At 48.0% G+C, this 14,580-nt stretch carries 16 protein-coding genes and 1 tRNA gene; 8 read left to right on the top strand and 9 right to left on the bottom strand.

Translation table 11 applies throughout. The features are described 5' to 3' along the window. Positions 1–214 precede the first annotated feature (214 nt). The 7 genes from PHF32_03690 (at position 215) to PHF32_03660 (ending at position 7,623) form a co-directional block, all read left to right on the top strand. Positions 215–290 (top strand) — tRNA-Ile (locus tag PHF32_03690). A 55-nt stretch (positions 291–345) separates the two neighbouring features. Next, on the top strand, positions 346–1,293 hold the full coding sequence (locus PHF32_03685) for a hypothetical protein (protein ID MDD4559830.1): 948 nt from the start codon (positions 346–348) through the stop codon (positions 1,291–1,293). After that, the gene (dxr, locus tag PHF32_03680; GenBank protein MDD4559829.1) at positions 1,287–2,441 is read left to right on the top strand and encodes a 1-deoxy-D-xylulose-5-phosphate reductoisomerase; all 1,155 of its coding nucleotides are present in this window, start codon (positions 1,287–1,289) and stop codon (positions 2,439–2,441) included. Before PHF32_03685 ends, dxr begins: the two co-directional genes overlap by 7 nt. 23 nt (positions 2,442–2,464) lie before the next feature. Further along, positions 2,465–3,493 carry a M42 family metallopeptidase gene (locus PHF32_03675; GenBank protein MDD4559828.1) on the top strand — a complete coding sequence of 343 codons (1,029 nt, stop codon included), beginning with the start codon at positions 2,465–2,467 and terminating at the stop codon, positions 3,491–3,493. A gap of 72 nt (positions 3,494–3,565) precedes the next feature. Next, positions 3,566–5,878, top strand: a complete 2,313-nt coding sequence (locus PHF32_03670) for a M14 family zinc carboxypeptidase (GenBank protein ID MDD4559827.1) — start codon at positions 3,566–3,568, stop codon at positions 5,876–5,878. A 306-nt stretch (positions 5,879–6,184) separates the two neighbouring features. Then, positions 6,185–7,285, top strand: coding sequence for an iron-containing alcohol dehydrogenase (locus tag PHF32_03665; GenBank protein MDD4559826.1), 1,101 nt, complete (start codon positions 6,185–6,187; stop codon positions 7,283–7,285). Beyond that, complete coding sequence (locus PHF32_03660) at positions 7,282–7,623, top strand: carboxymuconolactone decarboxylase family protein (GenBank protein ID MDD4559825.1); 342 nt, start codon at positions 7,282–7,284, stop codon at positions 7,621–7,623. Before PHF32_03665 ends, PHF32_03660 begins: the two co-directional genes overlap by 4 nt. On the opposite strand, the gene PHF32_03655 is transcribed toward PHF32_03660, so the two are convergent. The 9 genes from PHF32_03655 to PHF32_03615 form a co-directional block, all read right to left on the bottom strand. Then, the gene (locus PHF32_03655; GenBank protein ID MDD4559824.1) at positions 7,610–7,939 is read right to left on the bottom strand and encodes a DMT family protein; all 330 of its coding nucleotides are present in this window, start codon (positions 7,937–7,939) and stop codon (positions 7,610–7,612) included. The genes PHF32_03660 and PHF32_03655 overlap by 14 nt on opposite strands. Before the next feature lie 54 nt (positions 7,940–7,993). Further along, on the bottom strand, positions 7,994–8,833 hold the full coding sequence (locus tag PHF32_03650) for an HAD family hydrolase (GenBank protein ID MDD4559823.1): 840 nt from the start codon (positions 8,831–8,833) through the stop codon (positions 7,994–7,996). Positions 8,834–8,872: 39 nt separating this feature from the next. Next, positions 8,873–9,706 (bottom strand): pyridoxamine kinase, encoded by an 834-nt coding sequence (locus PHF32_03645; protein MDD4559822.1) that lies wholly within the window; start codon positions 9,704–9,706, stop codon positions 8,873–8,875. Positions 9,707–9,712: 6 nt separating this feature from the next. Next, entirely contained in the window at positions 9,713–10,489 is a 777-nt protein-coding gene (locus tag PHF32_03640; protein MDD4559821.1) for a metallophosphoesterase, read from the bottom strand. Next, complete coding sequence (locus tag PHF32_03635; protein ID MDD4559820.1) at positions 10,482–11,144, bottom strand: uracil-DNA glycosylase; 663 nt, start codon at positions 11,142–11,144, stop codon at positions 10,482–10,484. Before PHF32_03635 ends, PHF32_03640 begins: the two co-directional genes overlap by 8 nt. Then, complete coding sequence (locus PHF32_03630; protein ID MDD4559819.1) at positions 11,144–11,578, bottom strand: hypothetical protein; 435 nt, start codon at positions 11,576–11,578, stop codon at positions 11,144–11,146. Before PHF32_03630 ends, PHF32_03635 begins: the two co-directional genes overlap by 1 nt. Next, positions 11,579–12,202, bottom strand: a complete 624-nt coding sequence (gene gmk / locus PHF32_03625; GenBank protein ID MDD4559818.1) for a guanylate kinase — start codon at positions 12,200–12,202, stop codon at positions 11,579–11,581. 23 nt (positions 12,203–12,225) lie between these two features. Next, positions 12,226–12,606, bottom strand: a complete 381-nt coding sequence (gene gcvH / locus PHF32_03620) for a glycine cleavage system protein GcvH (protein ID MDD4559817.1) — start codon at positions 12,604–12,606, stop codon at positions 12,226–12,228. Positions 12,607–12,741: 135 nt separating this feature from the next. Further along, complete coding sequence (locus tag PHF32_03615; GenBank protein ID MDD4559816.1) at positions 12,742–14,118, bottom strand: tryptophanase; 1,377 nt, start codon at positions 14,116–14,118, stop codon at positions 12,742–12,744. A gap of 241 nt (positions 14,119–14,359) precedes the next feature. Between PHF32_03615 and rpsU the strand changes: the two genes are divergently transcribed. Then, on the top strand, positions 14,360–14,566 hold the full coding sequence (gene rpsU, locus PHF32_03610) for a 30S ribosomal protein S21 (GenBank protein MDD4559815.1): 207 nt from the start codon (positions 14,360–14,362) through the stop codon (positions 14,564–14,566). The last annotated feature ends 14 nt before the right edge of the window (positions 14,567–14,580 follow it).

Here is a 14,580-nt window from a genome sequence, read left to right as displayed (position 1 = left end):
TTGCCCTTTCCCCAGCCTCAAAGAGCTTTGGCTGGTGCCACGTCTTCGGCGTCTCAAGGACGCCTTATCCTTATTCTAGTAGTCAATTAATCTTTGCTGTCTTTATCAAAAAAACTCTATGAAAGTGCCTTTGCAGAGGCTCTCGGATGTACTGCAATAAAAAACTGATTGACAAAAACAGCCCCTTGGATTCTAAGGAAAGTCATAGTGATGGGGGCCTATAGCTCAGCTGGTAGAGCTTCCGGCTCATAACCGGATGGTTGGGGGTTCGAGTCCCTCTGGGCCCACCACTTTTTTGTTTTCTTCTTCGCCGCAATCGCTTATCTTGTCTGTGAAGGAATCATTATGAAAAACTTACAGCTCATGTTCTTGCTCATGGTATTACTTACGCCTTTGGCAGCCACCAAATATGCGGGAGAAATCTTTAGCTTCAGCCCCGGTGTGCAAAACCAAGCCATGGGCAGTACCGGACTCACATATTCTGCATCCCAAGCCGCCGGCTGGTGGAATCCAGCTCTCTTGGCTTACGATAATTCTCGCGGAGTAGAATTGATGCGCAGTGATCATTTTGAAGGGCTACTTACTCAGAACCAGATTTCCCTCAAGGTTGGCAGCGGTTCGGGCATCACCATCAATCATCTTGCCATCGATAAAATTAAGCTTACAAAGCTGGAAAACGAAGAGGAAGAACTCAGCAACGACAACCGTCCCTATGTGTGGAAAACGGTAAGCAACCAAGACCTGATAATGTACGCTAATTATGGTAGGGAGATGAGTAAAAACATCTATCTGGGAATCTCGCCAAAGCTTGCCTACCGCAGCCTTGCCGAGCACAACGGTTACGGCATTGGTGCAGATTTGGGTGCTTTGTGGGACCCGGGAAAGGGATTCTTGCTTGGTATAAATCTCCGTGATTTCTTCGGTACACAGATCCTCTGGGAATCCGGCGAACACGAGATAGCCATACCAAATCTGGATATGGAGCTTTCCTACAGCCGAGATATCATGAAACGCACAATCCCCGTCCATCTTGCCGTTCGTAGCCAGATTTATGCTGAAGAGCGCGGTGATGCCAGCAATTTCAGCAGCTCTTCCCTTAGCGGAGACATTCATGCCGGGCTTATGATCCGCCCCATTCCCGCTTTACAACTGATGGCGGGATATGATGTGGACAGCTTCAGCACCGGATTGGGGCTTCAATTCAAACCCCTTGGTTTATACTACGCTTTAAAGACCAATGCACCTGATGGCTTGGGCTATACTCATAAGATCTCACTAACCTACTCATGGTAAAAAAGATCGCCCTGCTGGGCGCAAGTGGCTCCATAGGGGATTCTTTTTTTAAGGTCTATAGCAAGCATCTACAAAATCTCTCCATTAACCTCGCCGCTGCCCATTCAAACTCCGCCAAACTCTGTCCCCTAGCACGCAAATTCCGGATCCCCATTCTGGTATTCACCGGCATCAGCGATCCCAAGCTGCAGCAGAGTATCCGGGATGAATGCCCCGAACAGAAAGTGTATTTCGGCAGGCAGGCTCTGCTGGCGCTTCTGGATGATGCGGATTACGATATCGGTTTGAACGCCATCGGCGGATCTGCAGGTATTGAAGCCACTTTCGCCATCCTGCAAAGAGGCAAACAACTGGCTTTGGCAAACAAAGAATCTCTTGTGATGGGCGGACATCTGGTTCAGAAGTTGAAGAAACCTGGACAAATCCTGCCTGTAGATAGTGAACACTCCGCCATCTTTCAAGCCTTGGGCAAGCACCCTCATCATGAAGTACAAAAGCTCATCATCACTGCTTCCGGCGGTGCGTTCCGAACTCTGCCTTTGCAGGATTTCTCCCGCATCACACCCCAAATGGCATTAAAACACCCAAATTGGGATATGGGCGCAAAGGTTACTCTGGATAGCGCTACCATGTTCAACAAAGCTCTGGAGGTGATGGAAGCACACTGGCTCTTCGATATGCCCTACGAACGCATCGAAGCAGTCATCCATCCCCAGTCCATCATTCATTCCTTGGTGCAATTCCGCGATGGCTCTATGCTGGCTCAGATAAGCTCGCCAGACATGAGCCTCCCCATTCTATACGCTCTCAGTTATCCAGAGCGCTGGCAATCGGAATTGGTGCAAACCAATCTCTTGGAGCTGCCACAACTTAGTTTTGAAGACATTTCAGCCGAACGCTACCCTTTGTATTATCTGGGCCTGGAAGTCGCCAAACAGGGCGGGATTCTGCCCACAGTGATGAATGCTGCCGTGGAAGCGGCAATGAAACTCTTTTTGGAAGGGAAAATCCCCTTCACCGGCATCTTTCCTCTGGTGGAACGCACTATCGCTGAAGCCCAGCAGATCCCTGATCCCGATCTTAGTTCCATTGTTGCCGCCAATCGCAATTATTACAATAGATGCCTTTCGATATTCGCAAAGCAATAGAATTTACATAAATTGGAGAACTTATGGATTACACACGCTACGCCGTAGAGCAGATTTTAGCTCTGTGCAAAACTCCCAGCCCCACCGGATTCACCAAGGTGGCGACCAAGTATCTAATTGAAGAACTGAGTGCCATGGGCTATGAAGCTCAAGTCTCGCGAAAGGGCTCAGTATTGGCCAATCTGGGCGGCGAGGGCAATCCCCTGATTCTTGCCGCACATATCGATACACTTGGGGCTATGGTTCGCGCCATCAAAGGCAACGGCAGATTGCGTTTCACCAAGATCGGCGGCTACCCTGAAAACAACATTGAAAACGAAAACGTTACCGTTCACACCAGAGATGGCAAACGCTACTCCGGAACGGTATATATAAACGGTCCGGCAGTGCACGTTTATAGCGATTCCGGTACCAGTAAACGTGACGACAACAACATGGAGATAGTCCTCGATGAGATCGTGAAAAGCAAAGCCGACACCGAGAAACTCGGAATTTCACCCGGAGATTTTGTTTCCCTGGATTCCCGTACCATTCACACCGATTCCGGCTTCATCAAGAGCCGCCATCTGGATGATAAAGCCAGTGCCGGAGTACTGCTGGCCTTAGCCAAAGAAGTTCGTGACGGTAAACTGAAACTCACCAGGAAGACTGGTATTCTCTTCACCACCTACGAAGAAGTTGGCCATGGCGCAGCATCAGGATTTCCCGATGACACCGTGGAGATGATATCCGTAGATATGGGTGCTGTAGGCGACGACCTGGGAACCGACGAATGCAAGGTTTCCATCTGCGCCAAGGATTCCGGTGGACCCTACGATTGGGACGTTACCGATGCCCTGATCAAGCTCGCCAAAAAGATGAATCTGCAATATGCGGTGGACATCTATCCTTACTATGGTTCAGATGTGGAAGGCGCATTGAGAGCCGGTTATGACATCAAACACGGCCTTATCGGCCCCGGAGTGTTTGCCTCTCACGGTTACGAGCGCACTCACACTCAAGCCATCGACAACACGCTAAAGCTGCTGGAAGCCTATCTGGGCCAAGTCTGAACGATATAATCACCGTTTGGAGCAGAAATTGCATCCAATAAACCGTAAATGTTAATAATTATGGAGTATATAATGCGATTACGCCTCATATGCCTGTTGATGGCCTTTATTCCCCTGATTCTATTCGCTCAGGTAAACCTTCCTCTCCCCGAGTGCTATCACACTTACGAGGAAGCCACCAGTGAGCTTTTTGCCCTGGAAGATCAGTATCCCACTATGGCCAAAGTCCACATTATCGGCTACTCTGAACATGATTCAATCCCCATCTATGCCCTGCAAATATCCAACGATGTTCAACAGCTTGAGGGGTCTTGGAACCGTCCCGCACTACTCTTTGTGGGTCAGGTTCATGCTGAGGAAGTTTTGGGCGTACAGATCACACTCAGCAACGCCAAAGAAATCTTGCAAAACAATCAATCCAGCCCATATATAAAGTGGATCAATCAGTTGGATACATGGTGGGTGCCCACTTTGAATCCGGAAGGACACAATGTGGTAACCGCAAACATGGATACATCTTACCGCAAAAACAAACGTGATAATAACAACAATGGTATCTTGGACTTCGATACGCGCGTTGGTTATGATATCGACGGTGTGGACATCAACCGTAATTTCGATTTCAACTGGGCTCATGGCGACACCCTGATGCAACCCGGTGGCGATGAGGTTTACGACTATTATCGCGGACCCGCTCCCATGAGCGAAAGCGAGAACCAAGCCATCAAAGCATTGTGCGACCAGAAGAAATTTGTATATAGCATCTGCTGGCACTCCTCACGCTCTGGCAATTTCTCCGAAAAAGTCTATTTTTCTTATAACTGGAAAGATGTGCGTCCCTCTCCCGATTTTGCTTTTGCCCAGAGCATCGCACAGGGCGTGGCTACTGCAATCCATAAAGAGAACGGCCAACCCTACGAATACTATCCCAATGCCAGCCGCAGAGGAGCTTTCCACGATTGGATGTACAAGGAATATGGCACCATCCAGCTTCTCATCGAGGTCGGCACCAGCAATCTGCAGCCAGAGGAACCAATGATGCTGGATACCGTTGATCGCGCCAGCGAGGGCGTTTGGTGGATGCTAAACCGCGCTTTGAACTATTCCACCGATGTTCCTTCCACATCCATGCTTACGGGAACTGTGATAGACAGCGTTACCGGAGAAGCCCTGGAAGCTGAGATCATAATCCCCGAAAAACACGCACCATGGTTCGTTCCCCGCACCAGTTCACCTGATACCGGACGCTTTTGGAAAGTCCTTCCCCAAGGCAACTACACTATTCAAGCCCGCAAGAAGGGTTATTGGGACACCGTCATCACCAACGTTACTGTATATAACACCGGCAGAACCACTCGCAATCCGGAGCTTAGCCCCAAACAAAGCGCTCAACTGCACGGCTATGTGAGCAGCAATGGCATGAACATCCCCGCCAGGATCATCATCAAGGACTTTATTCCAGACGAACTGAACATAGTAGGTGCCTATCAATACGAAGGTTTTGAAGGCACGTATCCCATAGAAATCTGGAATAATGGTTATTATCCATACCTGGAAAACTTGGCTATCGCTCCCGGAGCTTCTCAAATCAGCTTTGAACTGGGAGAAGCCAATATCATTTTCTCTGAAACCTGGGAACAGGGCACAGACAATTGGGAGATCAACGGTCCCTGGTTGCTGCAGGATGAATTGAGTGTGAACGGGAATGCCATAACGGATAGCTGGGGTGGACGCGGACACTACGCCAGAAACTGCGATGTGTGGATTGCCACCAAAACTCCGATCGATATTCCTCTTACTGGAAATCCCTTACTGCACTTCGATTCGCATGTTTATACCGAATGGAACTTTGATCCGGTAACCGTGGAAGTATCTACGGACGGCAGCTCATGGCAGGAAATCTGGATAAAATCCGGACGCCATGACTGGTGGCAAAAGGAATATGCCTATCTTTCTGATTTCGCTGGACAAAGGATATACTTGCGCTTCCGACTGCGCGATGTTGGCATCGCCGATGAATTGACCGATCCGGGCTGGACTATCGACAACATCTACATAGTTTCCGGCAGCTCATCCGCCCACAAAGACGTACTGGTGCCTGGTTTGGAGAAGAATGCCCTGTATCAGAACTACCCCAATCCCGCAAAAAACAGAACCTACATCCCCTATAGCCTTACCGATGCTTCAGAAGTGCATATCGACATCTACAATATCCGCGGCCAATTGGTACGCAGCTATCGCCCCGGCAATAAAGCCGAAGGCAGCTACACCTGGCTCTACGACGGAAAAGATGACGATGGCAAAACTCTGGCCAGCGGCATTTATCTCTACCGTATGAAGGCCGGTAAATATAACAAAACCCGCCGTATGGTCTGGGTAAAATAAGTATTAATACATTATTGAAATACCCCAAGCCCAGTGCCTGGGGTTTTCTTTCTCCTTGGATTAAGTGGTGATGAAGCTGTTATCATCCCGTTATGATCTAGTGCTCACTCGATGATAACGCCTTTATATCTGCTTCGGCATAGTTTTAACCATTGAGGCAGCCATGGAGATGCCCATTGAAAGGCATACTTCGGTAACATGTGCTACACCAGCTATACGTTCCTGCAACAAATAATGCGGATATGTCTTGACACCCAGCCCCTGCTCGTATTGATTTAGCTCAAAGACCATTTTGGGAGTAATATCATGCTGTACCTGCCAACCAGAATATGCTTTGGCGCCGATGCCCTTAATGAAGCCGGCGCATACTTACCATCTATGGGCAAAAAAGCCCTGATCGTATGTGGGAAAAGCAGCGCTGTCAAAAGCGGAGTGATGAGCGATCTTTTGCCCTTACTGGATTCCAAGGGTATTGCCCACAGTGTATTTGCAGAAATCTCTGAAAACCCCGACACTACGCAGATCATAGCCGGGAAAGGGCAACTCATAAAAGAGGCATGCGATTTTGTGATCGGAATAGGAGGAGGCAGCCCGCTGGATGCCGCCAAAGCCATCTCGCTAGCCGCTGCCAATGACCTGCTGATTGACCAGTTATACGATGCCGAAATGCACCAGAATGCCTACCCCATCGTAGCCATTCCCACTACTCACGGAACAGGCTCTGAGACTACGCAATACAGTGTCCTAACGGACAAGAGCTCTCACAAGAAGGCTGGTTTTGGTTGCGAATTGCTCTTCCCCCGGCTGGCGATAGTGGATCCAAAATACACATTGAGCCTTTCTCCACGGATCAGCCTGAACACTTCCATTGATGCGCTTTCACATCTACTTGAAGGCATCTACAGCTCCATGCGTAATCCGCTCTTGTACCCCATGATCTTTCGCGGAATATCCCTCATCAAAGATAACTTGCAGACCTGCCTGAAGAATCCCGGTTATCTGCCAGCCCGTAATGCATTGTGTTTGGCATCGATGTATGGAGGCATCACCATTGCACATACCAGCACAACCTTGCAGCATGCTATAGGTTACCCCTTCACCACAGAGTACAACACCCCACACGGTCTTGCCAACGGCATGTTCATCGAGATCATCATGCGCTACTATTATCCTGCTGTAAAAGCAGAACTGGATCAGCTTTTTGCCAGTTTAGGCATGACTATGGAAGGTTTTCTGGAGTGGTTGGATGCGTTTCCGATCAAGCTGAAAGTGGATGCGGACGATGCCCTTTTATACTCTTGGACAGACCAGATTCTAGCCGCCAGAAACACCGTGATCAGCCCGGTAATACCGGATAAAGCTGATCTGATGTCGCTGTTGAAAAGCGTTCAGAAGGAGAGAGTATGAGAGTGAGTGATTTCAGGAAACAGCGGGCAAAGCTTACGAAGATTACTCTGGACAAAGCCAACTTGAATATCAAACGCTTCTTTGCCTTGGATCAAGCGGCTTACTCTGAGGGAGCACTTTCCGCCAAACACAAGGAATTGATGGGCTTGGTAGCTTCCATGGTGTTACGCTGTGACGATTGTATCTGTTATCACTTGGATCAGTGTTATAATGCGAGAGTAAGCACAGACGAACTGCTGGAAGCCATGAATATCGCCCTTGTGGTGGGAGGATCCATCGTAATCCCACATCTGCGCAGAGCCGTGGCATACTGGGAGGAGCTGGCTACCACTTCTTGAAGATGAAGAACACAGCCAGCACGATCAGAAAAAAGCCCACTACATAATTCCAGCGTAGTTCTTCCTTGAGATATAGGACAGAAAATACACTAAATACAACCAAAGTAATCACTTCCTGAATGGTTTTCAACTGATAGGCATTGTAAACACCGTAGCCGATTCGGTTTGCGGGCACTTGGAAGCAATATTCAAAGAATGCTATAAACCAGGAGATGAGGATCACCTTGATAATGGGAGATGATTTGTATTTCAGGTGACCATACCAGGCAAAGGTCATGAAGATGTTTGAAATTGAGAGCAAAACGATTGTTTTCATAACAAGTTATTCTTTTCCAGTTATTCTCATTTTATCTTTATAGTTACGTGATGTTCAGCCAAGTCCGGCACTTTCCAGCCAAAGCTCTACAGCCTCGGAAAAGCCGTTGTCCTTGCAAAGACCTACTGTTCTGAACTCTTTTTTCATGCTCTCCGGTGCGTTTGCCGTCACATAGGCATTCGGACATATCTTCAACATCTGCAAGTCGTTGTAATCATTTCCCACAACCATACTCTGAGAGAGAGATAAGCCTATGTGTTTCAACAAGTATTCCAAGCTACTACCCTTGTTCACACCCGGAGCAAAGATCTCTATCCACAGCGAGGAGAAATCCAATGGCGATGTGGTGCGGATAATGGTAAGAGGTTGCAAAAGACGTGACAGGCTGTCATAGATATCCTTGCGGTGGCTATCCACAATGGCGAGGAACTGAGTGGCCTGATCCCAATTGGGGGCTTGATCTGCCCGCAATTGAGTGGCATACTCGCGATAAATCTCCACTCGCTGCAGGAAATCCGGAATACCATTGAACGCCTTATACTGCATATGGTGAGTTTCAGGGATGGCGTTGTGCAGCATATAGTCCAGATTTAACTCCTCCAATACAGCACAAACGCGGCTAATCTGCTCCCCGTCCAAGTTTTGACTGTAGATAAGCTCTTGGCTATGCCAATCCATTATCCCGGCACCGGTGGCAAAGATCACATAATCGAAAGGAGCACTTCTAGGCACCACTTTACGCATACTATAAAGCGAACGGCCAGTAGCCAGCACTCTGCATATTCCTTTCTCGGAGAGCTCTTCCAGAGTGTGCAGGTCTTCCCTGCTGATTGTGCTGTTATGCGGTAACAGCGTACCGTCCAGATCGCTTACGCAAGCGCCGGGAAAAAACAAATCAACTCCACGGTACGGGATTCATGCATTCCCGATCATTTACTGGCATCCATATTCTCCTGTTTGCAGAATGTCCTGCAACAGCACTCCGGCTCTGCCATCCCTTCCTTTGGCCAGAGAATGGTTGATGGCATTGTAGATGAAATCCGCAGCTTTGGTGATGGCTTCCGGTCTCGGTATGCCCTTAAGCATATAGACCAGCATCAAAGTGCTGAAGATATCGCCAGTACCGGTGAAAAAACAAGGGATGTATTGACACGCATAGCTTTGTAATTGTGTATTTGGAGAAGCAGAATAGATAATGTTACAGCCGTCCTTTACGCCCGGAGCACCTGTAATGATGAGCTCACAAGCTCCTAAATCGTGTAGTTTGTTGCAAATAGTATTGAAACACTCTTCTCCCGCATCATCCCTGGGATCGATTCCAGCCAGAAAACAGGCCTCGGTGAAGTTTGGAGTGATAATGTCTGCCTTTGCAATCAAACGACGCATAGCCAATATCATATGTTCGTCATAACAGGGATAAAGTTCACCATTGTCTGCCATTACCGGATCGATCAACACAAGTGTTTCTGTGATAGCAAGCGTCTCAATCGCTTCCAGCACGGTATCCACTTGCTGCGGATTGCCCAGGAATCCGCTATAGATTGCACCGAATTCCATCCCCAATTCCTGCCAGTGTTTCAGACAATCCTTCATGAATACATCTGTAGCCAATAGCTGGTAACCAGGAAAACACGTATTGGAGGAAAGCAAGGAGCTAGGTAGGGCGCACACTTCCAACCCATACTTGTATAAAAGAGGAATCAAGGCCATCAGCGAAGTATTGCCAAATCCGGAAAGATCATTAATAGCCAGCACCTTGTTGTTCATGTTTACTCAGGGTAGATATACATTGCATTCGTAAAGCAAATTGCCTTGGAGGTCAAAACACTGCCACAGTAAGGAGTTGGACTTTCTGCTGAGGAGATTGTAATGATGAGTCATATTGAAGTATAGAGAACGAGGATCGTGATTTTCCCTCTCCCGCAAAGGTGCACCGCCTCCACCGGACACAAAGAAATTCAAACCTTCCCATCTGAGGTGTTCAAAGCTGTGTTCATGTCCGCTGATTACCGCTGCAACTCGATGTTTCTTCAGTAGCTGGGGCAGATAGTACTGCAAGCCCAATTCATCGCCATGATACCCAGAACTGAAGATGGGATGGTGCAAAATCAACACTATGGGGAGATCGGCGCTTTCCAGTTCATTTAGCATCCAGCGGTATTGCCCGGTATTGGGCAGGAGGGAGAGATTACTGTCCAGTACTACGAATTTCAGGGAATCGTGGACAACGCTATAATAGCTGCGCCCCTCTGCTGAACTGAAGTTATCCAGGAATAGAGCAAGGTCTTTTTCGTGATTTCCTCTGGCAACATAGAATGGAGCCTTTAGCGGAGAGATAATCTCTTTGAACGAGTCGTATTCACTCTGCGCCTTTCCCCTTTGATTCAGATCCCCAGTGTGAAAGATGGCTTCCACACACAGGTCTTGAACCTCTCCGATCAGTTCCCGGTGTACCTCCGGGAAGTTGCGGGTATCACCATAGATTAGAACCTTGGCTCTGGAAGAGATTACTATCAGGAGAATGACGGATAGCAGTATTGTCTTACGCATTTGTCAGACTTTCGTATGCTTTTTGAAATTCCTGCAAGTCTTCCCAGGCCGGCCGTTTCCAATGTTGATTGCGCAAGAGCGCGGCGGGATGATATGTTGCCCAGGCCGGAATGCCCATAAACTCGTTGCGATGGCTGCGGTTCCATGACAGAGTCTCTGTGTTTCCAAAGAGTGTCTGTGCGGCCACCAGTCCCATCACTAAAAGCATACGGGGGCGGATGATTTGGATCTGCTCTACCAGGTATGGCAGACAGGCCAAGCGTTCATCCTGACTTGGATTACGGTTCCCCTCCGGGCGGCATTTTACAATGTTTGCGATATATATGTTTTCGCGATTCAGATGGATAGCAGCCAGCATCTTGTCCAGAAGCTGACCTGCAGCACCCACAAATGGTCTGCCACTCAGGTTTTCTTTATCACCGGGAGCTTCTCCGATGATCATCACTGTGGCAAAGGGATTACCTTCTCCGTAAACCAGATTGATCCGTCCGGCGGCTAGAGGACACTTTGTACAATCTGAGTAACGTGTGCGCAGGCTGTCCAGCAATTGCTGCCTGTCCTGCTGCTCTGGATCTGAATCCGGACTGCGATACAGATACCGGATGCCGCTTTGTTTTAAGAGTTCAAGATATTGAACGAGTGCACGGCGTGACATTATTCATCGTCATCTTCGTCGTCGTCATCATCGTCAAAGTCGTCGATATCTTCGTCGTCATCGCTTTCTGCGAAGGGATCTTTCACTACTTCGAAGCTATCGTATTCGGAGGGATCCGAAGCTTGGATTTCCCGGGCAAACTTTGCGGAATCATCGATGGTCTCTTCGGTAAAATCGTCGCCCTCTTCATTGTCTTCAAACAAGGCCCGCTCTGCAGCCATCGCTTGTTCAGCTTCAGCCAGTTCATTGATGTAATCCGGGACCTCATTGGCAGCAACGTGTTCCATAGACAACACAGTTATCTTCTTGTCAAACTTGTTTTTCACGAAGCTGGGGAACTGATTGATGCGCTGCGCTTCCAGTTTTGAGAGAAGGCAGAACAAGTAGTTCATGTTTACCTTTTCCAGGAAACCTTCAATCTTTTCGTTTATCATTTATTTCTCCTCTCCCAAGAAACCTTGCATGGGTTGCTTGTATCTTGATATGCGGTTTTCTTCCGCCTTGATAATGCTCATTACATTTTGGATAGCATCTTCCAATATATCATTGATTACCAAGTAATCATATTCAGGAATGCAGGCAAGTTCTTTTTTTGCAGTATCCAATCTTCTCTGGATATCCTCCGCACTATCCGTGCCCCGTTTGATCAGCCGATCTTTCAGAACCTTCATGGATGGCGGGATGATGAAGATCTTTACATAGGGAATATCTGTAGCGGCAATCTGTGAAGCGCCCTGAACATCGATATCCATTATCACATGACGTGATAGCGCCAAGCGGGACTTGATGTAGGAGATGGAAGTGCCATACCAGCTTTTACCAAAGACCTTGGCATATTCCAGAAAGTCTCCATCTGCTCTGCGATTTTCAAATTCCTTTTGATTCACAAAATGATAGTGAACTCCATTTTGCTCTTCGCCTCTGGGGCTGCGGGTAGTGTAGCTTACGGAATAATCCACGTTATCCAACCGCTGCAGGATTTCGTGTAAAATCGTGCTTTTCCCACCTCCAGAAGGGGCAGAGAGAATGATCAGGAAGCTATCGCTTTTTTCTATCAAAGACGGCGAAACCGAACCGGTTTTTATTCGGGAATAATCTTCTTGTATTCTACCGCACTGAGCAGATTTTCCAGCTCATCGGTGTTGCTGAGGCGTACCTTCATGATCCAGCCGTCTTCATAACAGGATTTGTTGATGAGATCAGGGCTGTCTTCCAGATCGGTGTTGCGCTCGGTGATTTTCCCGGAAACCGGTGAGATGAGATCTTCAACGGCTTTAACGGCTTCGATGGATCCGCAGGGTTCGCCGGCAGAAACCTTCATACCCACTTCAGGTAGCTCTACGAAAACTATGTCTCCCAGCTCGTGCTGAGCAAAATCACTAATGCCGATTGTGGCGATGTCTCCATCAACTCTCACCCACTCGTGGCTATCGGTATAGAACAGGTCATCAATAATGTTCATGCTTATCTCCCGGATTTTTTTGTATTTTCAAGCCAAAAGTCACGAGTCGCACTTTGTGTCAAGCATAAAGTGCGGCTTGGCTATATAAGGTATGCGGGTATCAGGGATAAAGAAGCCCGCGATGATCAAACATGTTTACAGTGTTTCAAAGGTAGCGGTGAAATGCCGCATAATCGGCGCTTCGTATTTTATCTTCAGGCCTTTGTAGCTCTGGCGTTTTGGCCAGATTTGCTCCAAGCCCCACGCAACCACGTCCATATGGTTGTTTGTATATACGCGGCGCGGTATCGCCAGACGCAGCAATTCCATTTTACTAGGACGTTCTTCACGGGTCACAGGATCTCGATCTGCCAATACTGTGCCTATCTCCACTCCGCGAACTCCCGCTTCCACGTATAATGCTACCGCCAATACCTGCGCAGGATATTGAATCTGCGGGATATGAGGAAATACACTTTTGGCATCCACATAGATGGCGTGACCACCGGCCGGCTTTACTATCGGGATTCCCATAGCAATGAGCTTGTCTCCCAGGTATTTTACCTGAGATGCTCTGGCATGCAGATAGTCATATTCTGTACTCTCCATCAATCCTGCCGCCAGGGCATCCATATCCCTGCCGCTCATACCGCCATAGGTAAGGTAACCTTCGAACATGATGTTGAACGTAGCACACTCGCGATATGTCTCCAAAGAACGCAAAGCGATGAATCCGCCAATGTTTACGATTGCGTCTTTCTTCGCACTCATAGTCATACCGTCTGCATAATTGAACATCTCTTTCACGATTTCTTTGATGCTTTTATTCTGATAACCATCTTCGCGCACTTTGATGAAATAGGCATTTTCGGCAAAACGGGCAGAATCGAATATCAGCGGGATTTTATGGGCTTTGCAGACTGCTGAGACTGCCTTGATATTTGCCATGGATACTGGTTGCCCGCCTCCGGTGTTGCAGGTAACGGTGTGAATCACCATGGGAATGTTGTCCGCACCATGTTCGGCAATACAGGCTTCCAGCTTTTTGACATCAATATTCCCTTTGAATGGCAGCTCCAGAGTGGGATCTCCGGCCTCGTCCACAGTGCAATCCACAGGAATGGCTCTGCGAAATTCGATATGCCCCTTGGTGGTATCAAAATGGGCATTACCGGGAATGATGTCTCCGGCTTTGATAGTGGCAGAGAACAACACGTTTTCGGCGGCACGGCCCTGATGAGTGGGTATCACATAAGGAAAGCCCAATATTTCGTTGATCACCTTCTTCATGCGCAAAAAGCTGCGGGACCCTGCATAACTCTCGTCGCCCTGCATCAGAGCAGACCATTGCCGGTCACTCATCGCACCGGTACCGGAATCAGTAAGAAGATCGATATACACGTCTTCAGCGTCAAGATTGAAGAGGTTATATTCCGCGGCTTTGATCTTTGCGGCACGTTCTTCCCGGCTCAGGATCTTTACAGGCTCCACCATTTTGATGCGCCAAGGTTCTGCATAAGGTTGTGTGTTCATTGTTACTCCGTTATTTTATTTTTCTAGTAGTTAGTTTATTGTATTAGTGCCAAAGGCAGAGTCCTGTGCTACTGATTTGTGTCAAATCTTTTTTGGCTTTGCAGACTGTCTTTACCGCCAGTAGCCCTTTTCCAGGCCAATTGAGCCGATGTTTCGCCTGTAGCAAATTTCCTGCTTGACATAATTCCAGCAGCCAAGAAATTGGCATTTCTTAAATCATAAACAAAAGGTGGTGATTTGATTGCCGACAGTAGTGTCAAAAGAAAACGAATCCTTCGATTATCTCTTGAAGCGCTTTAAAAAGAAATGCGAGAAAGCCGCAATTCTTTCGGAAATAAAGAAGCATCAGGCCTACGAGAAGCCTAGCGTAAAGAAGAAACGCGAAGCGAACGCTGCACGTCGCAAGATGCTGAAAATCCAGCGTCGGATGCAACGCTACATGAAATAAAGCCAAGCTTTATT

The sequence above is a fragment of the Candidatus Cloacimonadota bacterium genome (genome assembly GCA_028706475.1).
Classification (GTDB): Bacteria; Cloacimonadota; Cloacimonadia; order Cloacimonadales; family Cloacimonadaceae; genus UBA5456.
This window is presented reverse-complemented; position numbering and strand designations above follow the sequence as displayed.